Source organism: Cloacibacterium sp., from assembly GCF_047601505.1.
GTDB lineage: Bacteria > Bacteroidota > Bacteroidia > Flavobacteriales > Weeksellaceae > Cloacibacterium.
Map to the genome: position 1 here is coordinate 781480 of NZ_JASGJD010000001.1, position 24249 is coordinate 805728.

The 24249-nt window shown below is 32.5% G+C and carries 16 protein-coding genes and 2 tRNA genes; 13 read left to right on the forward strand and 5 right to left on the reverse strand.

Going from position 1 to position 24249, the window contains the following annotated elements; translation table 11 throughout:
• The first annotated feature begins 214 nt into the window (after nucleotides 1–214).
• The 10 genes from QM746_RS03635 to pckA all read left to right on the forward strand — a co-directional run bounded on the left by QM746_RS03635 (nucleotide 215) and on the right by pckA (nucleotide 18272).
• Nucleotides 215–3151 carry a SusC/RagA family TonB-linked outer membrane protein gene (locus QM746_RS03635; RefSeq protein ID WP_414982978.1) on the forward strand — a complete coding sequence of 979 codons (2937 nt, stop codon included), beginning with the start codon at nucleotides 215–217 and terminating at the stop codon, nucleotides 3149–3151.
• A gap of 18 nt (nucleotides 3152–3169) precedes the next feature.
• A complete protein-coding gene (locus tag QM746_RS03640) occupies nucleotides 3170–4648 on the forward strand; it encodes a RagB/SusD family nutrient uptake outer membrane protein (RefSeq protein ID WP_414982979.1) in 1479 nt (492 codons plus the stop codon).
• 293 nt (nucleotides 4649–4941) lie between these two features.
• Nucleotides 4942–7854 (forward strand): SusC/RagA family TonB-linked outer membrane protein, encoded by a 2913-nt coding sequence (locus tag QM746_RS03645; protein ID WP_414982980.1) that lies wholly within the window; start codon nucleotides 4942–4944, stop codon nucleotides 7852–7854.
• Between the two features lie 12 nt (nucleotides 7855–7866).
• Nucleotides 7867–9051, forward strand: coding sequence for a RagB/SusD family nutrient uptake outer membrane protein (locus QM746_RS03650; protein WP_414982981.1), 1185 nt, complete (start codon nucleotides 7867–7869; stop codon nucleotides 9049–9051).
• A 109-nt stretch (nucleotides 9052–9160) separates the two neighbouring features.
• Entirely contained in the window at nucleotides 9161–11089 is a 1929-nt protein-coding gene (locus tag QM746_RS03655) for a putative porin (protein WP_414982982.1), read from the forward strand.
• A gap of 9 nt (nucleotides 11090–11098) precedes the next feature.
• Nucleotides 11099–12667 (forward strand): bacillithiol biosynthesis cysteine-adding enzyme BshC, encoded by a 1569-nt coding sequence (bshC, locus tag QM746_RS03660; RefSeq protein ID WP_414982983.1) that lies wholly within the window; start codon nucleotides 11099–11101, stop codon nucleotides 12665–12667.
• A gap of 35 nt (nucleotides 12668–12702) precedes the next feature.
• Nucleotides 12703–14628, forward strand: a complete 1926-nt coding sequence (locus QM746_RS03665; protein WP_414982984.1) for a LysM peptidoglycan-binding domain-containing protein — start codon at nucleotides 12703–12705, stop codon at nucleotides 14626–14628.
• A 74-nt stretch (nucleotides 14629–14702) separates the two neighbouring features.
• Nucleotides 14703–15578, forward strand: a complete 876-nt coding sequence (gene fabD / locus QM746_RS03670; RefSeq protein WP_414982985.1) for an ACP S-malonyltransferase — start codon at nucleotides 14703–14705, stop codon at nucleotides 15576–15578.
• A 60-nt stretch (nucleotides 15579–15638) separates the two neighbouring features.
• Entirely contained in the window at nucleotides 15639–16541 is a 903-nt protein-coding gene (locus tag QM746_RS03675) for a GYDIA family GHMP kinase (RefSeq protein WP_414982986.1), read from the forward strand.
• A 126-nt stretch (nucleotides 16542–16667) separates the two neighbouring features.
• Entirely contained in the window at nucleotides 16668–18272 is a 1605-nt protein-coding gene (pckA, locus tag QM746_RS03680; RefSeq protein WP_414982987.1) for a phosphoenolpyruvate carboxykinase (ATP), read from the forward strand.
• Nucleotides 18273–18353: 81 nt separating this feature from the next.
• Here the strand turns inward: pckA and QM746_RS03685 are convergent, their stop codons facing one another.
• The 5 genes from QM746_RS03685 to QM746_RS03705 all read right to left on the reverse strand — a co-directional run bounded on the left by QM746_RS03685 (nucleotide 18354) and on the right by QM746_RS03705 (nucleotide 20659).
• The gene (locus QM746_RS03685) at nucleotides 18354–18758 is read right to left on the reverse strand and encodes a type II 3-dehydroquinate dehydratase (protein WP_414982988.1); all 405 of its coding nucleotides are present in this window, start codon (nucleotides 18756–18758) and stop codon (nucleotides 18354–18356) included.
• Between the two features lie 71 nt (nucleotides 18759–18829).
• Nucleotides 18830–18901: transfer RNA gene (locus tag QM746_RS03690), tRNA-Glu, on the reverse strand.
• Between the two features lie 10 nt (nucleotides 18902–18911).
• Nucleotides 18912–19166: a 30S ribosomal protein S20 gene (gene rpsT / locus QM746_RS03695; protein ID WP_414982989.1), complete on the reverse strand. Its 255-nt coding sequence runs from the start codon at nucleotides 19164–19166 to the stop codon at nucleotides 18912–18914.
• A gap of 79 nt (nucleotides 19167–19245) precedes the next feature.
• Nucleotides 19246–19317: transfer RNA gene (locus QM746_RS03700), tRNA-Glu, on the reverse strand.
• A gap of 61 nt (nucleotides 19318–19378) precedes the next feature.
• Nucleotides 19379–20659, reverse strand: a complete 1281-nt coding sequence (locus tag QM746_RS03705) for an N-acetylmuramoyl-L-alanine amidase family protein (RefSeq protein WP_414982990.1) — start codon at nucleotides 20657–20659, stop codon at nucleotides 19379–19381.
• A gap of 44 nt (nucleotides 20660–20703) precedes the next feature.
• Here QM746_RS03705 and QM746_RS03710 point away from each other — a divergent pair, with 44 nt between their 5' ends.
• The 3 genes from QM746_RS03710 (at nucleotide 20704) to QM746_RS03720 (ending at nucleotide 24203) form a co-directional block, all read left to right on the forward strand.
• Nucleotides 20704–23295: a putative LPS assembly protein LptD gene (locus tag QM746_RS03710; protein WP_414982991.1), complete on the forward strand. Its 2592-nt coding sequence runs from the start codon at nucleotides 20704–20706 to the stop codon at nucleotides 23293–23295.
• Between the two features lie 80 nt (nucleotides 23296–23375).
• Complete coding sequence (locus QM746_RS03715; protein WP_374360105.1) at nucleotides 23376–23759, forward strand: RidA family protein; 384 nt, start codon at nucleotides 23376–23378, stop codon at nucleotides 23757–23759.
• The gene (locus QM746_RS03720; RefSeq protein WP_414982992.1) at nucleotides 23760–24203 is read left to right on the forward strand and encodes a hypothetical protein; all 444 of its coding nucleotides are present in this window, start codon (nucleotides 23760–23762) and stop codon (nucleotides 24201–24203) included.
• Nucleotides 24204–24249: the final 46 nt, after the last annotated feature.

The window sequence follows — 24249 nt, forward strand, 5'->3', positions numbered from 1 at the left end:
TTTTTAATATTATTTTATTTTTAGAAAATTATTAAAATTTTATTATTAGAAATATTGTTGTTTTGGAAAATCTGCGATTAATTACTAATAATTCATTTTTTGTATAGTTGTTTGGTTTTGTTTTTGTGTGTAATTCATTTTTTTTTGTATTTCATGTTTGTTTATGTTAAAATTTATTAACATTTTTGTGAATAATGTATTAAAATTTGTTAATATGAATGTGAAAATTAAATCGCTCACAATGGGGGCAATTTTCTTTTTAGGTGGAGGAGTTGTGGTGGCTCAGCAAACTAAAGAGAAAAGTGAAAAAGAAATTGAAGAAGTGGTTGTAGTAGGCTACGGTACTCAAAAAAAGTCTGACGTAACGGCTAGTTTAACTACAGTTAAGGGAGCGGTGTTGGCTGATAAGCCTGTTCAGACTTTTGATCAGGCGTTGGCGGGGAGAAGTACGGGGGTTCAGATAACTGTTCCTAGTGGAGTTTTGAATGCAGCTCCAGTTTTTAGGATTAGGGGTGCTAGTTCTATATCCATGAGTTCTTATCCGCTGGTTATTATTGATGGTGTTCCTAGTTTTACGGGTAATAATAGTAGTACTTCAGCTGCTAGTAATCCTTTGGCATCTTTAAATCCTGCAGATATAGAGAGTGTGGATATTGCAAAAGATGCTGCGGCGTCTGCAATTTATGGAAGTAGGGCTTCTAATGGTGTTGTTTTTATAACAACTAAAAAAGGTAAGAATGGAAAGCCGAGAGTGAATTATAGTACTTGGTTGAGTTTAGCAAGTCCTATTGGCTTGCCTGAAACCTTAAGGGCTGAAGATTATGTTAAGTATAAAAATATGGCTGTAGCTAATAATCCAAGTGCTAGTGCAATTAAGTTTAATACTGCTTTGGATGCTAATGGTAATTTAATTGATACTGATTGGTCTAAAATTATATATAGAACAGGATTGTCCTATAATCATAATATTAATATTTCGGGGGGAAGTGATGCTACTTCTTATTATTTTTCTGCTGGTTATACAAATCAACAAGGAATAATTCAGAAAAATGATTTTAAGAGGATTAATGCTTTATTTAATATTGATTCTAAAGTTAGTAAATATGTGACAGTAGGAGGTAAGTTGTCATTTTCTAATGAATTGAATTCTGCTGCTGCTAATTCTGGGTCTATATCTGGAGGTGCTTTTTCTACTGGGGGCTTAGGGCGTTTGCAATTTGTGTTACCGTCTACGCTTTCACCATTTAATAATGATGGAAGTTATAATTTGAATGGTGCTGCTATTGGTAGTTCTCCACAGATTGTAGGGGTTAGTAATTTGGGGTACTATAATCCACAGTTTTTATTAGATAATAATAAGGAGTCAACAGAAAATAATAGAGTTCAAGGGAACGTTTATGGTCAGTTGAAACCGTTTTCTTGGTTAACAGCTAGAACTCAGTTGGGGCTTGATTTTATGTTTTCTGATAATAATGTATTTTGGAGTCCGCGATCTGGTGATGGGTATACTAGAAATGGATACGCTTGGGCGGGTAGCGATATTTCAAAGGTTATTGTGTGGACTAATACCTTGCAGTTGGATAAGTCTTTTGCTTCTCATAATCTCAGTTTGTTATTAGGGAATGAACAACAGTTTTCTAAATATAAAGGGATAGGGATACAGCGAGAAAATATTTCTGATCCAGATTATGATGTGGTACAGGCTGGTTTTACAATTAATAATCCTGCAAATCTATATAAGTCTGAGAATTACTTAGTATCTTTCTTTACTCGATTGAATTATAATTTTGCGAGTAAATATTTTTTAAGTGGAAATTTGCGTCAAGACGAATATTCCGCTTTGGCAGAGAAGAAAGGTGTTTTCTGGGGTGTTAGTGGTGGCTGGGAAGTTGCTAAAGAAGGCTTTTGGGAAAATATAGGAGCTAAAAATATATTTTCTAGTTTTAAGTTGAGAGCGAGTTATGGTAAGTTAGGGAATGTGAATGGGATTGGAGATTTTCAGGCTTTATCTTCTTATGGTTCAGGTATATATGGGGGTGTTTCTTCTCTTTCATTTAGTAATGTGGGTAATAATACTCTTAAATGGGAGACTAGTAAAAAGATGGATTTTGGGGCTTCTTTTGAAATGTTAAAAGGGCGTATTAGTGCGGATGTGACTTATTATAATAATAAAATTGATGGTTTAATATTGTTTGTTCAGCAGTCTCCTTCTACAGGTTTGCCAACTAGTGTTCCTCAGAATATTGGTAAGATGTATAATAAAGGATGGGAGGTTGATGTGAAATCTTCAATAATTGAGACTGATGATTTTTCTTGGAGTATAGGAGCTAATGCTTCTTTTAATAAAAATGAAGTAACTGAGTTGGCTCCGGGGTTGCCTAGTATTCAGACGGCAACGTCGGGTTTAGAAACGGTGAATCGAACGATGCCAGGATATTCTTTGGGGCAACTTTTTGTGGTGAGAACTGGAGGGGTTGATGCAGCTACTGGTAAGCGAATATTTATGAATAGGTTTGGAGAAAAAATCTATTATCAGTATTATGCAGCGCCTGGAACTTTTCAGTGGTCTAAAACAGCTGATGGAACGGTGAGAGCTGATGCTGTTTCTATTGCTGATGGAGTTATGTATGGCAACACGCAGCCAAAGGTATATGGAGGGTTTGATAATACTTTGCGTTATAAAGGGTTTGAGTTGAATTCATTATTTACATTCCAATTAGGTAATTATCTGTATTATGGTTCTAATGCAGGTTTGCATGATCAACGTTGGTGGAATAACAGTGTGGATGTTTTAACTGATGCTTGGATGAATCCTGGTGATACTGATAAAAAATATGCAAAACCAGTGTTTAATGATAATGTTTCGAATGGATCTTCTATGCCTTTGGATATTAATGTGTTTAAGGGAGATTTCTTAAAGCTAAAAACGCTTACCCTGGCTTATAATTTACCAAAAGATGTTTTAGATGGTTATAAAATAAATAATGTTAGATTATATGTTAGTGCTCAAAATTTATTCATTATAACGAAGTATCCAGGCCCAGATCCTGAGGTTTCTTCTAATGGTAATACAGCTTCTAGTGCGGGTGTAGATAGAAATACAGTTGGTAATGCTAGAACTTTCTCATTTGGTCTTAATGTAGGATTCTAATTTTTTAAATTTAAAGCAATGAAAAATAAAAATATATTAATAGGGGTAATGTTTGGAGTTCTTTCTTTGGTTTCCTCGTGTAGAAATGAATCGTCTTTATCTCCTGAAAATGAAACAGGAATTACTGATGCTTCTGCATTTACAACTTCAACTAGAATTGAAGGGGTTTTGTTGTCGGTATATAGTGCTTATAAAAGTGGAAATGTTCATGGTGGTAGGTATGTTGTTTATAATGACATACGCGGTGTTGATGTGTTAAAAGAAACAGATAATTTAGTAACGGCTGCAGATGTCTTTAGTCAAAATCCAACCAACTCTTCTAGTTCTATTACTTCTTTTTGGACGAGTAGTTACTATGCTATTAATAATGCAAACTTGTTTATTGATGGGATGAATGCTGGGGGTACAAGTGTCGTAGGGGAAGCAAAGGGGAAAGTTTATATAGCTGAGGTTAAAGCATTGAGGGCGATGTTGTATTATGGATTGCTGCAGTTTTTTGCTAAGCCTTACGCAGATGGGAATGGAGCTAATCCGGGATTGCCGTTGCGTCTTACTGGAATTAAAGGTAGTGGGAGTTCTAATTTGGCTAGAAGTACAGTTGCGGAGGTTTATACGCAGATTTTAAAAGATTTAAATGAGGCAGAGACAGACTTGCCACTCGCTAATGCGTCTGCGATATTAAATACTTCAAGGGTGCATAGAAATACGGTTGTTGCTTTTAAGACTAGAGTTTATCTTTCTATGCAGAAATATGCTGAGGCGGTTACAGAAGCTAATAAAATAGTGTCTAATAGTGCTCCTTTTGTGGCGCCTAGTGGAGTAGCTAATAAGTTGGAAGCAAATATAGCTACTGTTTTTACTAATTATACAACTACGGAATCAATTTTTTCTTTACCTATGTCTTCTACGGCTGGGGATTTTCCAGGTACGCAAAATCAAATTGCTTATTATTGGACTCCTGTTGCTTCTCTTGGGGGCGTTGGTAATGGTGAGTATTCTGTAAATCCTTCTGGTATTTTGGCAAATACAACTCAGTTTACTGTGGAGGATAAAAGAAGAGCTTTTATTGTGTCGAGTAATTCAGGAACTAAGCTTTGGAATATGAAGTTTAAGACTCCAAATCCTTATACGGATTGGGTGCCTGTAATTAGATATTCGGAAGTTCTTTTAAATCTAGCAGAAGCTAAGGTTAGGGCAAGTAATGTAGTTGATTCTCAGTCTTTAGCTTTGTTGAATGCTGTTCATGGGCGTTCTGATGCTGGAAAAGTGTTTGTTGCTGGTGATTTTTCTACTCCTTCAGAATTTTTGTTAGCAATTGATAATGAAAGAAGAATGGAGTTTATGGGAGAGGGACATAGGACTAGGGATGTTACGCGTTTGTTGTCTGCTTTCCCTGCGCATGGCACTGCTCCAGCTAAGGCATTAGGTGATGTTGGTTATATATGGCCGATTCCTTCTTTAGAATTATCTTTAAACACATTGTGTGTTGATAACTGATTTGTGGTGTCTATAATTATTATTTTAAGATTTAACTAAATCTATTATGAAAAGCTACTCGAAAGAGTAGCTCTTTTTTGTTTGTAATTTGTATTTAGTCTAAATAAAATATAATTATTTGTTATATTATTTGTTTTGGTGTTTGTAATTGTATTTTTTTTATTGAATAATCTGTAAAATCGCCTATTTTTTAAAAAAAAATAATTTTTAATATTTTTTTTAATTTTTGTTGAAAATAGATTTAATGAATTTGTTCCTCTAATATTTGTATATGTTAAAATTTATTAACACTTTTGCCCCTCAATGTATTAAATTTTGTTAATATGAATGTAAAAATTAAAGCGCTTACAGCGGGTGTCCTATTTTTTATGGGGGGACAAGCTGTAATGGCTCAGAAAACTAAAAAAGACACAGCTGATACAAAAACTATAGAAGAAGTTGTGGTAGTTGGTTATGGAAAACAAAAGAGATCAGATGTTACTGGAGCGATTGCAACAGTTAAGAGTGGAGCCTTGCAAGAGCAGCCTGTTCCATCTGTAGAGCTTGCTTTGCAAGGTAAGGCGCCAGGTGTTCAAGTAGCAAATACAGGTGGTAGGGCTGGTAATAATACTAAGATTAGCATTAGAGGTAATGGTTCCTTAAGTGCGTCCAATAGTCCACTTTATATAATAGATGGTGTTCCTCAAGAATCTCTTGGGAATTTGACATCGGAAGATATTCAAAGTATGGAGATATTGAAAGATGCCGCATCTAGTGCAATTTATGGGTCTAGAGCTTCTAATGGGGTGGTTTTAGTTGAAACAAAATCTGGGAAATATAATCTGAAACCTACTGTATCTTTTAGTTCTTCTTATGGGATTCAAGAAATTATAAAGCGACCTGACTTACTTAATGGTGAGCAGTATAGACAGGTGCACGAAGCTGCTAGATTGAATTATTTAAGTGATATTCAAGCTGGGATTCTTCCTGCTCCAACTAGTGGTAGTGCGGCAGATTTAGCTCTTAAAACGCCTATGGCTAATACAGGTATTAATACTAATTGGTTGGATTATGTTCTTAGGACGGGAGCAATTACGAATAATCAGTTTAGTTTTTCTTCTGGTGGTGAAAATTCTAAAATTTATTTTTCAGTAAGTAATATTTCGCAGGAAGGTATTATTAAACAAGATAAGTATGATGTTTCAAGAGTTAGATTAAATGTTGAACAAAAAATTACAAGTAAACTTAAATTTGGAGTTAATTCTTATTTTACTTACCTAGATTCTGTACCTATTGTTGATGATAACAATACATATCAGCCTTACAGTAATGCAATTAATGCTGCTCCTAACCTTGCGCCATATGGAGTTGATGGTAAACCAAATAGAAATTTGACTTCTAATAATCCTCTTTGGGCGTTTGAGAGAGTTGTTTCTGATAGATATCAAACTATAGGCTCCAATATTTATGCAGTTTACAACCCTATAAAAAATCTTACCTTGAAAAGTTCCGTGAGCGGAAGCATTATGTCAAGAAGATATAATAGGTTTGATGCTCCTAATACGAGAAGGGGAGAACAAGCAGGAAAGCCATGGGGGTATGGATATTATAGTACAAATAATAACAGAGAATATTTGATTGAAAATACTGCAAATTATAATAAAGATTTTGTAGATGGCCGTTTAGTTGTAGATGTATTAGCGGGGCAATCTTTCCAAAGATGGGAGTATGAAGATTCTTATGTTCAAGGAGAAAATTTCCCTTCAAATGATTTAAAATGGCTTGTTTCAGCGGGTACTATTAATGCAGGTAGAAGTTATTTTATGGCAATGTCTTTGGCTTCTTTCTTTGGAAGAGCTCAGTTTACTTGGGATAATAAGTATAACTTAATGGTTTCAACAAGGTATGATGGGTCTTCTAAATTTGCTAAAGGAAACAAGTGGGGGAATTTCCCAGCTTTTTCTGCTGGTTGGACTGTTTCTAAGGAGTCATTTTTTAATGTTCCTGTTATTGATGAGTTGAAATTGAGAGGGTCATATGGCTTTACAGGTAATCAAACAGGTGTTAGCTATGCTTCAGGTCTTAATCTAATTGGAGGAGGAGAGAACCATAATCAAAATCCTGGATTAGCTGTTACCGATTTATATAACCCTGATTTACATTGGGAAAAAGGTAAGTCAATGGATTTCGGTATGGATTTATCAATGTTCAAAAAAAGAGTGAATATTATTTTTGATTATTATGATAAAACTACAAATGATTTGTTATATAGAATTCCAGTAGCTCAAGAAACAGGCTTTAAAACTATGTTAAGTAACGTAGGAAGAATCAATAATAAAGGTTTTGAAGTTGGAATTGATACTAAAATAGTCAAAACAGAAAATTTTAAGTGGGATTTTGGAGCTAATTTTTCATACAATAAAAATGTTGTAGAAAAAATTGGAATTCCTGCAGGATTTTATACAACAGGTTTTGCATCTATTGTAAAAGAAGGAGAACCGTTAGGGTCTTTTTATATATATGAATCTTTAGGAGTTGCACAAGAAAGATTTGAGTACAAAGATACAAGCGGAAAAGTTACTAAAGTAGTTCAGCCAGGAGATATGATATATAAAGATGTAAATGGAGATGGTAAAATTGATTCTAATGATTTAGTCGTTTTTAATGGAGGAATAGCTCCAATATATGGAGGGTTTAATACAAGGGTTGCTTATAAGAGAGTTGATCTTTCTATTAATGCTCAGTATTCTATTGGTAAAAAAGTATATGCTATGTATAAAGAAAGGTCTGTTTCTGGGGCTGCTGTGGGGTATCCGTCATATTCTACAAATATGATTGATGAACAAATGAATTATTGGACTCCAAATAATACCGATACTAATGTTCCTAGACCTCATTTGGCTAGTGCTATTTCTTCTTGGAATAATTATCGTTCTTCAAGATTTTTGGAGGATGCTGATTATCTTAGAATAACAGACATAACTCTAGGGGTTAATTTTGATACCAAAGATTTCGGATTCTTAAAATCTTTGAGAGTATATGCGCAAGTTAGAAACCCATTTACTTTTACTAAATATAATGGTGTTGATCCTGAAACGTACTATGTTGATCAAACATTAAATGTTAATCAAAATAGTGCGGATACTTCAAAGGTACAATCTGGGGTAGATACTAATGGTATTCCAACTGTAAAGGTTTATAGTTTAGGATTGAATATAAATTTTTAAAATTATTTTGAAATGAAAAAATTAAGTATATTATTTTTGGCTATTGGACTAATATTGAGCTCTTGTGATAGAGAATTGGATATAAAGTCGGAAGCCTCATTGGATGCAACTGCTAATTTGTCAACATCTGATGTTGATAAGTTGTTAACAGGTGCATATAAAAGTATTATGGAGCCGAGTGCTTATCCGTATTTTAATATTATGGCAGGGGAGATAATGTCAGATAATTATAAGCCCGTAAAGTTTCAATTTTATCAAGTGCAATATTTGCATGAACATATAGTGCCAGAGGATGATATTTTATTATCTTACTACTATAAAGATTTTTATACAGCAGTTACAAGAGCTAATACGATATTGAGAGTTCCTTCTGCTACAAATGAACAAAGAGGTAAAGCTAGATATGTAAGAGCATTATCTCATCTAAGATTGTATGATTTATTTGAGAGAGTGCCTATAATTGATGAAACTTATGTTTCTGGAGCAATTGCACCTAGCTCGGGTAAAGATGTTCTAGCATTTATTATTGAAGATTTAAAATATGCAAAAGCAAATATTGAAAAATTTGATGTTGCAAATGCGTCATTAGTTCAATTAACACCTACAAGTGAAGCTGCTAGTGCCCTTTTAGCAAGAGTTTATAGAATGAATGGAGATATTCAGTCAGCTGGAAAGGAAGCTGAAGAGCTAATTAATAGTGGTAAATTTTCTATATCAGACAATCCTAAAGTAAATAGTTCTGAAGTGATACTTAAATTTGCAGGTAATTTAGCTGAAACAAATGGATCTTGGGGATGGATTATGAGTTATGATGCAAGAACATGGAATTGTTTTGCTGCTGCTGATGATTTATTAGCACTTATATCTGCAAATGATACAAGAAGAAGTTTGTTTGATTTTGCTCAAGCTCCTCAAACAAATGATTATGTTTTTTCAAATAAGTATTCTCCGAACGATGATTCAGATTTGCTTATATCAAGGATTCCTGAGATGTATTTAATTTCTGCGGAAGCTGGAAATGCTAATAGATTAGCTGAATTACAAGCAAAAAGAAAGTCTAGTCTTTCATTAGATAATGAGAGAAGACTTGAGTTATCATTTGAGTGGGTAAGATGGTCTGATTTGGTTCTTAAAGGTGAGAAATATAGGTTGCCATATCCGATAAGTGCTAAAAATTCAAATCCTTTGCTTAAATAAATTTTAATCGAATTTATAATGTTAAGAGCATTGAAAGAGATTATCGCTTAGGTGGTAATCTCTTTTTTATTCCCTTTATTTTACTACTTTTGTATTTCAAAATTTCAAAATGAAATATATTTTTCTAGTTATATTTTTTTGTGCAACTGTTTTAGAAGCACAAATCATTAAAAAACCTCAGCTTCAAAATAAAAATGCTGAAAGAGATACTTTGGTAATTGATAAAGGTGGTAAAGATTCGGTTAAAATTTTTAAACCCACCATCAACGATTATCTTATCCAAACTCAATTTTCAGAAAAAAAGATTTTTGATACTGTTTTTACGGTAGACAAATCTTATCAATTTTCTCAATTTAATAATAGAGATAATTTTGGCAAAATTCAGTTTGCAAATATTGGTTCTGGTTTTCAAGATTTGGTGTTTTCTGTAAATAAAGAACAGAATTTATCTTTGTTGCCTACCAACAAATCTCATTTTATCTTAGGGATAGACGACGTAAAATATTATGATGTAAAAACGCCTACTACATCTTTTGTCTATCATAATGCAATGAAACAAGGCGCAGCGCTCAATTCTACTTATACTCAAAATATTGGTAAAAACTTTAATTTTGCGGTAGAATATATGGGGCTTCGTTCTCAGGGGATTTACAGAAGAAGTTTGGCGGCTTCTAATAATTTTGTGTTTTCTTCGCATTTTAATTCTAAAAATGGCAGATATCAATTCTTTACACATTACATTCACCAAAATGTAAATAACGAAGAAAATGGAGGTTTAGAAGATGTTAGTCTTTTTCTTGGAGACGATAGCAGATTTAACAACAGACAAAATTTATCGGTAAATCTTACGGCTTCAGATTCTAGGTTTTCTCTAAGAAGATATTACTTTTCTCAAGAATTTCAATTTGTAAATTCAGAGAAGTATCCTTTTAAATTAAGACACACTTTATATCATCAAGCCAATAAATATAGGTTTATAGAGTCTTCTACAGAAAGTTATTACACTTCTTCTTACGTTGACGATTTTGATACTTATGCTTATAAATTTTCTAAAAATCTTAGCAATACTGTAAGTTTGGTTTTTGATAAAAAAACATTCAAATTAGACGCTGGTTTCAGGCATCAATTGATAAATTTAGGAACAGACAGAGAGTTGCCAACTGCAGTTGGAGTTACAATTCCTACAGATAATAAAGAAAACAGATTAGGTGCTGTCGGGAATTTAGAAATAAGACTTTGGGATAAAGTAGATTTGAAATCTTTCTTAGAATATTCTAACGGTAAGTCTTTTGGGAATTACATTAGGTCTGAGAATTTATTGAAATTAGAACCTATAAAAGGATATATTTTAAATGCGCATGTTAATTTTCAATCTGCAATTCCAAGTTTTAATTATTTGATAAATCCTTCTTTTTATCAAGATTTTAATTATAATTTTTCCAATGCTCAAAACCAAAGTATTACAGAAATTGGTGGTAAAATTAATTTAAAATGGTTTGATAGTTCTGTATTTGCTAATTATTTCAGAATTGATAACTTAGCGTATTTTGATACCGATTTTCTGCCAAAACAAAGCGCAGAAACCATGAATATTTCTCAAATTGGTGGTGAAGCTACTGTTAAATACAGAAAATTTAATCTCAATACAAAATTGCTTTTCCAAAGTGCACTTTCTCAAAAAGAGTTGTTTCCAATGCCGAGTTTTGTAGGAAGAGTAAATATTTTCTATCAAACAAAAGCTTTTAAAAATGCTGCGGAAATTCAAAGCGGAATTAAAGTTTATTATTTCAGTAAATTTAATTCTAGAGATTATTTTCCTGTATTGAACGAGTTTGTACTTTCAAACAGCGGAACTTCAATTGGCGGACAACCTATTGCTGATGCTTATTTTAATATGAAAGTGAAAAGAATGATGTTTTTTGTAGAAGCGCAACATTTCAATACTACTTTCATGAAAAATAAATCATTTACAGCACCTAATTATCCTATTTATGATTTTCGATTGAATTTGGGAATTGTTTGGTATATATTTCACTAATTTTGCCAAATGTTGAAATCTAAAATTCCGTTTCAAAATATAGAAAGCATTCCGCAATTGATAAAGGATTTTCTAAATGAAGAAATTCCTCAATTTTCATCATATAAGTTTTCTTTAAAAAATGCTATTCCTAAAGCAGAAGAAAAATCAAAATCGTTCTCTAAAGAACAAAGGAATATTTTGGTAAATGTTTTTAAAGAGCAATTAAAAACATTACAACTTACAGATAAACAATCTCAAAACATCAATTTACTTTCTCAGGAAAGTACATTTACCATAACTACTGGTCATCAGTTAAATCTTTTTTCTGGTCCGGTTTTCTTTATTTATAAAATTCTTCAAACCATCAAAACGGCAGAATATTTATCTCAAAATTCAGAGAAAAACTTCGTTCCCGTATTTTGGATGGCAACAGAAGACCACGATTTTGAAGAAATAAATCATTTCAGAACCGAACAGAATTTTTATCAAATTAAAGGTAAATCTGGCGGAGCTGTTGGCAGAATTGTAATTGAAGATGTTTCTTTTATTGACGAATTCGAGAAAGAATTTAAAGACGATGTTTTTGGCACTCGGCTTATTCTTTTGATGAAAAAATCTTACCAAAAAGGAAAAACACTAACCGAAGCTACCAGAAATTTGGTGCACGAACTGTTTTCAGAATTTGGTTTATTAATGATTGATGGTGATGATATTTTGCTTAAAAACCAAATGGCAGAAATCTTCTCAGACGAATTGCAAAACGAAGTTACACATCATTTTTCTAAAGAAAATGTAGATTTTTTGACGCAGAAATATGGTAAAGTTCAGGTAAATCCCAGAGAAATTAATCTTTTTTATCTAAGCGAAACCAGAGATAGAATTTCTAAAAAAGACAATTCTTACGTGATTGTTGATAAAGATATAAATGTTTCTTTTGAAGAATTAGCAAAAGATTGGTCTAAAATTTCGCCAAATGCTTTGTTAAGGCCTGTTTTTCAAGAAAAAGTATTGCCCAATATTGCGTACATTGGTGGCAATGCCGAAATAATGTATTGGCTAGAACTTCCTCATGTTTTTGAACGTTTTAAACTTCCTTTCCCTATTCTTATTCCTAGAAATTCTATGTTGTTTCTTAAAGAAAAAACGTTGAAAAGAATTGATAAATCTGGAATGAATTTAGAATGTTTCTTGGGGGATTTTCAAGCTAAACTGAATGAAAAATTGGTTCAAGAATCTTCTTTGAAAGCAATAATTGAAGAAAAAGAAACGCTGTTAAAATCTCAGTTTCTAGAATTGAAAGAAAAATCTTCTCTTACAGACAAAACTTTTAGAAATTTAGTAGAAGCCGAAGAAAAGAGGCAACTAAAAAGTTTCGAAAGAATGAGAAAAAGACTTCTTAGAGCCGAAAAAATAAAACAAGCAGATTATATAGATTTTTTAGAAAAACTTTTCTATGAAATACATCCTTCTGGCAACTGGCAAGAAAGAGTGATTAATTTCAGTAACTTTTTTGCAGAAAATGGCGATTCGTGGCTTGATAATTGTTACCAAGAAATGGACGTCGTTAATTCTATGTTAATTTTAATGGAAAATTAAATAGAAAGCAGTATTTTTGTATTTTATTTAAAATAATGAAAAATCTTCTAATATTCGCCTTTTCTCTGTCTGGTTTAGTGGTTTTCGCGCAGAAAACTCACACGGTTCAACCTAAAGAAAATCCTTATGCAATTTCTAAAAAATATGGAATTTCTATAGACGAACTCTATAAACTAAACCCGCAAGTTAAAGAAGGTAAACTTAATATTGGTGATGTTCTTGTCATCAGTAAAAAAAATGATGAAAAACCTAAAACTACAGAAAAACCAGTTTCTAGCGGAAGTGGTAATCTTAGTAAAATAGTTCTTCAGCCCAAACAAACCATCTACGGAATTACCAAACAATATCATATTTCTGAAACAGATTTAAGAAAATTAAATCCTGAGTTAGATTCTCATTTAAGAATAGGAGACGAAGTGACGCTTCCTTCTGATAATGTGAAAAAATATGCAGATAAAAATGCTTTCAATAGAAATTTTGCTGCACCTCAAGAAGTAAAGCCAGCAGAATCTGTAGCGGTTTCTACATCTGTGGAAACTCCAAAAGCAGATGAAGGAACGTATGTAATTCAAGCAAAAGATAATTATTATAAAATAACTAAGAATTTCGGAATTTCTCAGAAAGATTTATTTGCGTTGAATCCCGGTTTAGAAGAAAAGGGACTTCAACCTGGTGATGTGATTAAAGTAAAAAAATCTGGAAATGTTAGTGATTCTAACGTAAAAGATACTGTATCTTGGCAAGAAGATAACAAGAATACAAAACAAGAAGTTCAAGTTCAAGAAGACGAATATCAAACTTATACCGTTCAAGATGGTGATACAGTTTTTGGTATTTTAAATAAATTTGGAATTACTTTAGACCAATTAATCGCTTTTAATCCTAAAATTACTGATGGTTTAAAAACAGGAATGGTGATTAAAGTGAAGAAATTAGAACCTGCTTATGTTAAGAAAAATGATGGCGCATTAAATGTGATTTTGATGTTGCCTTTCGGTTTTGACGCTGGCGAAAGCAAGTATAGAAGCATGGCAGCAGATTTTTTAACAGGTGCTAAGTTAGCGATTGAAAGAAGTGCAGCTGGTGGACAAAAATTAGACGTTAAAGTAGTAGATGCAGGAAGCGAAAGTTCTTTTAAAAATTCTTTAACTCAGATTAATCCGAATAATACAGATTTAATTATTGGCCCTTTCTTTAAATCTAGCGTTTTAGATGTTTTAGATTATGTGAAAACTAAAAAAATTCCTGTTGTAGCGCCTTTTGCAAATTCTCCCGAACTTGAAAGTTTTAACAATTTAGTTATTGTAGAAACAGACCAAGAAGTTTTAGCAGACAAAATTGCAAAAGAAGTGGCGCAAGCTTATTCTGACGAGAAAATTTATGTAGTAGCAGATCAAGATAAAACGTATGCTAATTACATTAAAGATAATCTGGCAAAACAAATTAAAAATCCTAACATTATTATTGTAAACTCTCCAGATGAGATTAAATTAGACAATAATATGATGACAGGGCAAAGCGCACCAATTATGGCGGTTTTGGCTTCTGATAATGATAGTGTAGGTAAAGATTTTGCTAAAAAAATGATGGATTTATCTGCAGAAACTTCAGGTGTTAAATCTTTCAGTATGTATTATAATCCAATTTTCGAAAGCAACGAAGAAGCTCTTAGAAAGGCAAGTCTTGTTTATTTGATGGATAGAAAAATTAATACAGACGGAAGTTTTGAAAAAGAAATTCTTGCTAGCTATAAAAAACAATATTGCAAAACTCCTTCTAAATATGCTGTGATTGGTTTTGATGTGGTGAATGATATTCTGAGCAGAGAAAACAGTAAAGGAGAATTGTTTAAACAAATTACCAAATCTCAAACGCAATTGGCTACAAAATTTGAATACGTAAAAAGCAAAGGCGGAGCGTATGTAAATACTGGTTGTAGAGTTGTGAGATTGATTCCTTAATTAAAAAAAATCTATTTATTTTCAAAAAAAGAAGGAACTTGCTTCCTTTCAAAATAAACACGTTGTAATTATATATGAAAGCACTTGTATTTCCAGGTCAAGGTTCCCAATTCGTAGGAATGGGAAAAGAATTATATGACAGTAGAAAAGAAATAAAAGATTTGATGGATTTCAGTAACGAAATCTTAGGATTTGATATTTTAAAAATAATGTTCGAAGGTACTGATGAAGACCTTAAAAAAACAAAAGTAACTCAACCAGCAATTTTTATTCACTCTGTAGCTGCTGTAAAAGCGATTGATGCTACGGGAGCTCAAATGGTAGCAGGGCATTCTTTGGGAGAATTTTCAGCTTTGGTAGCAAATGGAGTTCTTTCTTTTGAAGATGGTTTGAAATTGGTTTCAGAAAGAGCTTTGGCAATGCAAGAAGCTTGTGATATTAATCCTTCTTCTATGGCAGCAATTTTAGGTTTAGAAGATGCTAAAGTTGAAGAAATTTGCGCTACAATTGATGGAATTGTGGTTCCTGCTAATTATAATTGCCCAGGACAATTGGTTATTTCTGGTGAAACTATTGCGGTAGAAAAAGCTTGTGAAGCGTTGAAAGCGGCTGGTGCAAAAAGAGCTTTAATCCTTCCTGTAAATGGAGCTTTCCATTCTCCGTTGATGCAACCTGCTCAGGAAAGATTAGCTGCAGCTATTGAAAATACAAAATTTAGAAAAGCTATTATTCCAGTGTATCAAAATATCACTACAACAGCAGTCTCTAATCCCGATGAAATTAAGAAAAATCTTATTGCACAACTTACAGGTCCTGTAAAGTGGACGCAATCTGTGCAGAATATGATTAAAGACGGAGCGACGAGTTTTGTAGAAGTTGGGCCAGGCAAGACATTGCAGGGGCTTATAAAGAAAATTAATTCCGAAGCAGTAGTTTCTTCGGCGATATAAATGCTAAGTCACAATTTTTATTGTGACTTTTTTTATTTTTGGTAAAAAATTAGAATAGATTTGGAAAATCACATTTTTTCTCCCGGCAAATTATTAATTACCTCTGAATATTTTGTTTTAGATGGAGCTTTGGCATTGGCAGTTCCCACCAAATTGGGACAAGATTTCTATTGGCGAGAAATTGAAGACTGCAAATCTTTAGTCTATTGGGAAGCTTTACACGAAAGTAAGCCTTGGCTGTTGGTGGTTATAAATTATAAAAATTGGGAAATTGTAAGTACTAATCTTCCTGAAAGTGCAGCTTTTGTGTTGAAAGTTCTAAAAAATGTTCAAAAATTATCTGAAACAAGGTTTCAAAGTGATGTAACCTATAAGATAAGAACAAATCTTCAGTTTCCTGGGAATTTTGGATTGGGTAGCAGTTCTACTTTAATGAATAATTTGGCTGAGTTTTCTAATATTGATGCATTTTTACTTAATGAAATTTCTTTAGGAGGTAGTGGTTATGATATTGCTGTGGCGCAAGAGAAATTTGCAATTTTGTATCAAAATAATCCCAGATTAATAGAGAAGGTAGAATTTAAGCCAAAGTTTGCAAAAGACCTTATTTTAATTCATTTAAACCAAAAACAAGATTCGAGAGAAGGAATTACAGCTTTTCGGTCTCGAGAAAAATCTATATATTTAAGAAATTTGTTTTCTGAAATAACAAAAAAGGTTTTAGAATGCGAAAAAATTGAAGATTTTTCTGAACTGATGTTGTTGCACGAGAGAGAGTTAAGTAAGTTTTTAAATGTGAAAATGATAAAGGATAAATGCTTTAAAGATTGTCCTTCTTTTGTAAAAAGTTTGGGAGCTTGGGGCGGAGATTTCGTTTTAGCTTCAAAATTTGGGGATTATAAAAAATACTTTTCACATAATAATTATCATAATGTTTTTGATTGGGAAAGTTTAGTTTATTGATTTTCAATTGGTTATAAAATGTGAGTTTAGTGATTTATATCATTGCTTATAAATGGCTAAAACAGCATACATTGCGTAATTTTGTATAGCAAAAAAATATGAATCATTAATATAATTTTTTAACTTATGAAAAATTTAAAAATCATCCAAGAATTACACGATTTAGGAATCACAGGTTATCATGAAGTAGTGTACAATCCTAGCTACGAAGAATTATACAAAGCAGAAATGTCTGCTAAAAATAAAGGCTTTGAGAAAGGTGCAGTAACCGAATCTGGAGCAGTAGCAGTGAAAACAGGAATTTTTACAGGTAGATCTCCTAAAGACAGATATATTGTATTAGATGATGTAACTAAAGATACAATTTGTTGGGACGGAAAAGTGAATTTCCCTACAACTCCAGAAATCTTCAAATCTTGTAAAGAATTAGTTCTTGAGCAACTTTCTACTTCTAAAAAACTTTATGTAGTAGATGCATTCTGCGGAACAAACCCAGATACAAGACTAAAAGTAAGATTTGTGATGGAAGTAGCTTGGCAAGCACACTTCGTGACCAATATGTTCATTAGACCATCTATCCACGAACTAGAAAACTTTGGTGAGCCAGATTTCGTAGTAATGAACGGTTCTAAAACTGTTAATCCAAATTGGAAAGAACAAGCATTAAACTCTGAAAACTTCGTAATGTTTAACTTAACTGAGAAAATCCAAATTATTGGTGGAACTTGGTATGGTGGTGAAATGAAAAAAGGTATGTTCGCGATGATGAACTACTATTTACCATTAAGAGGTATGGCTTCTATGCACTGTTCTGCTAACGTAGGTGAAGAAGGTGATGTTGCATTATTCTTCGGTCTTTCAGGTACTGGTAAAACTACACTTTCTGCAGACCCAAAAAGATATTTAATTGGTGATGACGAACACGGTTGGGATAACAATGGTGTATTCAACTACGAAGGTGGATGTTATGCAAAAGTTATCGATCTTACAGAAGAAAAAGAACCAGACATCTTCAGAGCTATTAAAAGAGATGCTTTATTAGAAAACGTTGTGGTAAATGAATATGGTGAAATAGATTATAAAGATAATTCTATTACAGAAAACACCAGAGTTTCTTACCCAATTTATAATATTAATAAAATTGTACTTCCTTCTAAAGCAGGACACGCTAAGAAAATTGTTTACTTATCAGCAGATGCATTCGGAGTATTGCCTCCAGTTTCTGTATTGAATGACGAACAAGCACAATACCACTTCCTTTGCGGTTATACATCTAAATTAGCAGGTACTGAAAGAGGTATTACAGAACCAACTCCTTCTTTCTCTCCAGCATTTGGTGAAGCTTTCCTTACATTACACCCAACAATGTATTCTAAAACATTAATTGGTAAAATGAAAGAACACGGTGCTAAAGCTTATTTAGTAAACACTGGATGGAACGGAACAGGTAAGAGAATTTCTCTAAAAGATACTAGAGCTATTATTGATGCTATTATCGATGGTTCTATTGATACAGCTCCAAAAACTGTAGTTCCTGTAATGAACTTAGAAATTCCTACTTCTTTACCAAAAGTTTCTGAAGGAATTTTAGACCCAAGAGATACTTATGCTAGTGCGGCTGAATGGGAAGAAAAAGCAAAATCTCTTGCTGCAAAATACATTGCGAATTTTGAGCAATATACAGATACAGAAGAAGGTAAAAAATTAGTTGCGGCTGGTCCTCAAATCTAATTTTTGCTACTTCAAAGCAAACAAAAATCCTCAACGCAAGTTGAGGATTTTCTTTTTTATAGAATATTGAAATTTTTAAGATTAAAGACTTAAAACGGCTAATCGATAACCGTCAATTCCAAACCCGGAGAGAACTGCATTTGTGTAGGCTGCAGTTACTGATTTTTGTCTGAATTCTTCCCTTTGATAGATATTGCTAATGTGGACTTCTATTTTTCTTTTTTTAAGGTTTTTAAGGGCATCTGCGATAGCGAAAGAATAATGAGTAAAAGCACCCGGGTTAATTACCAAAGCATCATAATCTTCATTTTGAATTCTATCTATAATTCCACCTTCGTAATTAGATTGATAATACATAAATTCATGCTCAGCAAATTGATTTTTTAGTTGTTCTAAAACATCATTCATGCTGGTGTTTCCATATATTTCGGGTTCGCGAGTTCCTAGTAAATTAAGATTGGGTCCGTTGATGATAAGAATTTTCATTAGTCTGTTATAAATATTATTATCAAAGATAGTAAAAACAAAAAATCCTCAGAAATTTCTGAGGATTTTTGTAGCCCGTAGGGGAATCGAACCCCTCTTACCAGAATGAAAATCTGAGGTCCTAACCGATAGACGAACGGGCCAGATTTATTCTTAAGCTAACTTGTTAACGTGTTTTGTTAACTTGCTTTTTAAGTTAGCAGCTTTATTCTTGTGAATAATGTTTTTCTTAACTAGCTTGTCTAATAAAGAAATTACCTTAGGTAATTGCTCAGTAGCTACTGCCTTATTTTCTTCGTTTCTAAGTACTTTCACAGCTGTTCTTGCAGTCTTGTGATAGTATCTGTTTCTCAATCTTCTTTTTTCAGATTGTCTAATTCTTTTAAGTGCTGATTTATGATTTGCCATAACTGTCTCAAATGTGGGTGCAAAGATAAAAATTATTTTTTAATTTGCAAATTATTTTTTAAAAATTTTATTTTTTTTGTAGCCTATAGGGGAATCGAACCCCTGTTGCAAGAATGAAAATCTTGAGTCCTAACCACTAGACGAATAGGCCGTGGTTTTTTTAACGGCTGCAAAAATATAAACTTTTTTTTAATCAACAAAATTTTTTGTTCTTATTTATAAATTTTTTCAATGGTAGTATTTGTAATTCCCTTTTCTTCTAGGTCATTTTGTAGTTTTATTGCTGCTTCTAGGGAATTTAGATTGCCATAGTAATAGTAGAAAATGCCATCTGCTTTTTCTTTTTCTATATTTTCTAACGTTTTTAGAATAGGAGATGATTTAGGTAATTTTTCTTTACCTGCATAAATTTCAATTCTGTAATAGCCAGAATTCATTTTTTGATTAGGGATAAAACTAATGGCTGTAGCATTTTTAAATCCTGCGTCTTTTGCCGTTTTTAAGTTTGCTTCTTTTATTGATGCGAAATTTGTTACGCTATAGTAATATTTGTATAATCCGTTCTCTTTAATGGTTAAAATGTATTTTAATCCTTTTAATGCAGGGTCTCCTTCGTTATATTTGTTTGGAGTACTCATTAATAAAATTCTGAAATCATTTTTTAGTGGGAGTTCTTTTGGTTTCTCTTCCTCTACTTTTTTTTGATTTCTATCAATTCTTTTTTTGTATGTTACCACAGCATCATAAATAGATTCTGCAATCTCTTTTTGTCCGTCTTCTGAAGTAATGTAAGCTGCATCGTCATAGTTGTTTACAAAGCCCGTTTCTGTAAGAATTGACGGCATTGCATTCATTCTGAGAACGTGTAAATTTGCTTGTTTTACTCCTCTTGAAGGTCTTTTTCCGTTTTTCACTAAATTATCTTCTACGAAATTACCAATGTATAAACTACCTTCGAGATATTTACTTTGTTGAATTTTTAAAGCGATTAAAGATTCGGGAGAATTTGGGTCGTAAGAGGCAAAAACTTCTTTATCCTTTGCATCGAGAAAAATTACATCATTTTCTGCTTTTGCTATTTCTAAATTGGCTTTGTTTTGAGCAGGGCCTTGCACGAATGTTTCGGTTCCTCGAGCTTCTGTGCTGGAAGATTTGGAAGAATTAACGTGTACCGAAAGAAATAAATCCGCATGATTTCTGTTGGCAAGTGTAGTTCTTTCAATTAATGAAGGAAATTCGTCTATTTTTCTTGTATAGATTACTTTGAAATCTTTGTCTTTCTCTAGCAATCTACCAAGTTTGAGGATAATTGCCAGTGTTACATCTTTTTCCATTACCGTTCCAAGGTCAGAATATTTTCTTGTAGCACCAATATCTTTACCTCCGTGACCGGCATCAAGAACAATAATGAACTTTTTTTGGGCAAAAATTGAAGAAGAAAAGAAAAGAAATACTGTTAAAGTTACATAAAATAGAATATGTTGTAGTTTCATTTTTCAAAAATTATTAATTTTGAGCCCAAATTTATAAATAGGCTTTGTTTAAAAACATTTTCAAAAATACCCTACAAATTTTAATTATCCTAATTTTTAACAATTTTTTAGCACAAAATAAGCAAGAAGTTGTTACTAAAAATAGTGATAAAAGTACTGCTGTAGCCAAAAATGATACTGTAAAAGTAGAAAAAGAACAACTGGAAGATATTGTTCGCTCCAAAGCGGACAGGCAAAGAAATGATGTTCAGAAAAAAATGACATATCTTAATACCAACGCCGAAGTTACGTATCAAGATATGAAAATTGAAGCAGATTATATCCAAATAGATTGGGATAAAGGGATGATTTATGCCAGAGGAAAGATAGATTCTACTGGTAAGATAAAAGAACCTGCTACAGCTACGCAAGGTGGTAAAAAATACGAATACAGGCATTTTAATTACAATTATAAAACCAAGCAAGCTATTGCCTATGATGCAAGAACAGAAGAAAGTGAAGGCGTAATAGTGGCAGAAAAAACCAAAAAAGTTAGCGATTCTGTTTTCTTTTTAAAGCGTGGGAAATACACTACAGACGAATATTTTTTAAAGAAAAAAGATACCATTGCAGATTATTATCTCTTAGCGCCAGACATTAAAATGGTGAAAAGTAAAGGTAATTCTAAACTTATTACAGGGCCAATTCAAATGTATATAGAGCAGGTTCCAACTCCGCTTATTCTTCCTTTTGCAATTTTGCCAATGACGGAAAAAAGAATGGCAGGGCTTCTTATTCCAAGTTTTGGAGAAAGGCAAGATGTTGGTTTTTTTCTTAATAGTTTAGGTTGGTATCAACCAATTGGAGAACATTTTGACCTTAAAGCTTATGTAGATTATTATACCAAAGGCAGTTGGAATATAAGGCCAGAGGTTACTTACCGAAAAAAATACAGATACAATGGTACTTTTAGAGCAGAAATGGGGAATACCATCCGCGGAATAAAAGGACTTGATGATTATAGTAAAACAGGAGTTTACAATATTGCTTGGTCTCACACTCAGGATTCTAAAGCTAATCCTTTTTTTACATTCAGTGCGTCCGTTAATATCACAAGTAGTAAGTTTTATAATAATACGGTTAATAACAACAATATTTTTAACCAAAATGTTTTAAATGCTCAGCAAAATTCTACTGTAAGTGTCACCAAAAGATTTCTTAATCTTCCTATAACGATTACAGGAACTGGAAGTTATTCTCAGAATTTTAGTACTGGATTAACGGATATTAGATTGCCTCAAATGAATGTTGCCATTAATCAGTTTTACTTATTTAAGCCTAAAACCGGAGTTAGAACGGGTCTTATAGAAAATATTAATGTAAATACAGGGTTGCAGTTTAGCAATTACGTTTCTGGTGTTAAAAGCAGCGATTTATTTACACAAACGATGTGGGATAAAATGCAGACTGGCGCAAAAAACAACATTGGATTAAGTACCAATACTACGATTGCAAAATATTTTACATTTTCACTTTCTGGTAATATCGATAATGTTTTAACTACAAAAACAGTTTCAAAATATTATAATCCAGTATCTAGTGAATTGGAAACTACTCAAAATAAAGGGTTGTCTGGATATTCTACCTATTCTGCTTCTGCAAGTTTGCAGACTGTTTTGTACGGAATGCTTAAATTTAGAAAAGGTTCTAAAATTCAGGCGATAAGACACATGGTTACGCCAAGTATCAGTTTTAATTATAGTCCAGATTTTGGGAAAAGCAGTTTCGGGTATTATAAAAATTATTACAACGAAAGAGGTGTTTTAACATCTTATTCTATTTTTGAAAACGGAATGTATGGTAGTCCGAGTCAAGGTTTGCAACAATCAATAGGTTTTAATATTAGCAATAACCTTGAGATGAAAGTGAAAAGCAAATCTGATTCTACTGGAGTGAAAAAAGTGAAAATTTTTGAATCTTTCAATATTTCTGGAGGTTATAACTTTGCCGCAGAAAAATATAAATGGTCTGTATTTAGCGTAAGTACACAAACGTCTTTCTTTCAAAATAAATTGAATGTAAACTCTAGTATGACGATAGATCCTTACCAAATAGTTTTTGCGCCAGGAGAAACTACCGGAACTAGAACTGAGAATTTTGGACATTTTAGCGTGCAAAGTTTTACAATGGGATTCTCTTTTCCATTAACCAACGAGACATTTGGCAAAAAAGAAGATATTTCTAAAAAATACAATACAAAAGGCGAAATACGTAACGATGTTTATTATTTCGATGATGATAATTATGCGAGATTTAGTCAACCTTGGACGTTAAATCTTAATGCAAATTATGGCTATTCTCGAAATGCAACTAAATTCGGGACAAAAGTAGCATCTATCGGTATTGATAGTACTTTGAAGCTTACACCGTATTGGAGTTTATCTGGTAATACCAATTACGATTTTGTGTCTAAGAAATTGGCATACACAAGATTAGGTTTTGCTAGAGACCAAAGAAGTTTTACCTTTAGTTTTAATTGGGTTCCGTTTGGACAATATAAAGTTTATGATTTTTTCATCAGCATAAAAGCAAATATTTTGAAGGATGCTGTGAAGTATAAAGAGAGAAGTTTTACTACCACTACATCAGAATTCTAAATTATCATAAAATACTATATATTTGCGAAATCTAATTTTCAAAAAAAAGGAAAATTTAATTTGGTATAAAAAATAAGAAAATGAGCAAGAAAGTAATTTCTACCAGCAAAGCGCCTGCAGCTATTGGTCCTTATTCTCAGGCAAACTTCATTAATGGAGTTTTATATATTTCAGGGCAAATCCCAATTGACCCAGAAACGGGTAATTTAGTAGATGGTATTGAAAAAGAAACGCATCAGGTGATGAAAAACCTAAAAGCAATTTTAGAAGAAGCAGGTTTAACTTTTTCTAATGTGGTGAAAGCAACTATTTTTCTTAAAAACATGGACGATTTTGCTGCCATGAATCAAATTTATGCTTCTTATCTAGACGAAAACAGCTACCCTGCAAGAGAAACCGTACAAGTTTCTTGCCTTCCAAAAAATGTAAGTGTAGAAATTTCAATGATTGCACATCAATTCTAAATGAACTTTTTAAGAAATACATTAGGAGTTGTATTGGGGCTCGGCGTTGCTGCGGTCATTATTTCGCTTGGTGTAAGAATAGATTCCTCTTGGACGCAAACTTACGACGGTTTGTCTCCTTTCGAACATTGGGAAAAAGTTTTGTCTAGTGTAGAGCGCAAGCCTGGCTTTTTCTGGACGCTTCTTTTCTCATCCGGAATTGGAGCTACAATTGGAGGTGTAGTAACTGCTATTATCGTAAAATATGCCAAAGTAGCTTATGCTATTTTAATAGGTTTTATGATGCTCTTTTTTGCAATGTTAGATATTATTATCTTTCCGTATCATCCTACTTTTTATAAAATTTTAATATTTATCATTTATTTTCCTTTTTCATGGATGGGTGGTAAAATAGTAGAAGTTATTTACGAAAGAAATAAAAGAAAATTGAGAAAAATTAAATAATTAAAAAGCCTTTCAAATACATTTTTGAAAGGCTTTTTTGTTAAAG

Bases quoted from the DNA above. Each gene is read 5' to 3' on its own strand.
- QM746_RS03635 (WP_414982978.1), top strand. From the start codon at position 215: ATGAATGTGAAAATTAAATCGCTCACAATGGGGGCAATTTTCTTTTTA.
- QM746_RS03640 (WP_414982979.1), top strand. From the start codon at position 3,170: ATGAAAAATAAAAATATATTAATAGGGGTAATGTTTGGAGTTCTTTCT.
- QM746_RS03650 (WP_414982981.1), top strand. From the start codon at position 7,867: ATGAAAAAATTAAGTATATTATTTTTGGCTATTGGACTAATATTGAGC.
- QM746_RS03655 (WP_414982982.1), top strand. From the start codon at position 9,161: ATGAAATATATTTTTCTAGTTATATTTTTTTGTGCAACTGTTTTAGAA.
- bshC (WP_414982983.1), top strand. From the start codon at position 11,099: ATGTTGAAATCTAAAATTCCGTTTCAAAATATAGAAAGCATTCCGCAA.
- QM746_RS03665 (WP_414982984.1), top strand. From the start codon at position 12,703: ATGAAAAATCTTCTAATATTCGCCTTTTCTCTGTCTGGTTTAGTGGTT.
- fabD (WP_414982985.1), top strand. From the start codon at position 14,703: ATGAAAGCACTTGTATTTCCAGGTCAAGGTTCCCAATTCGTAGGAATG.
- pckA (WP_414982987.1), top strand. From the start codon at position 16,668: ATGAAAAATTTAAAAATCATCCAAGAATTACACGATTTAGGAATCACA.
- QM746_RS03685 (WP_414982988.1), bottom strand. From the start codon at position 18,758: ATGAAAATTCTTATCATCAACGGACCCAATCTTAATTTACTAGGAACT.
- rpsT (WP_414982989.1), bottom strand. From the start codon at position 19,166: ATGGCAAATCATAAATCAGCACTTAAAAGAATTAGACAATCTGAAAAA.
- QM746_RS03705 (WP_414982990.1), bottom strand. From the start codon at position 20,659: ATGAAACTACAACATATTCTATTTTATGTAACTTTAACAGTATTTCTT.
- QM746_RS03715 (WP_374360105.1), top strand. From the start codon at position 23,376: ATGAGCAAGAAAGTAATTTCTACCAGCAAAGCGCCTGCAGCTATTGGT.
- QM746_RS03720 (WP_414982992.1), top strand. From the start codon at position 23,760: ATGAACTTTTTAAGAAATACATTAGGAGTTGTATTGGGGCTCGGCGTT.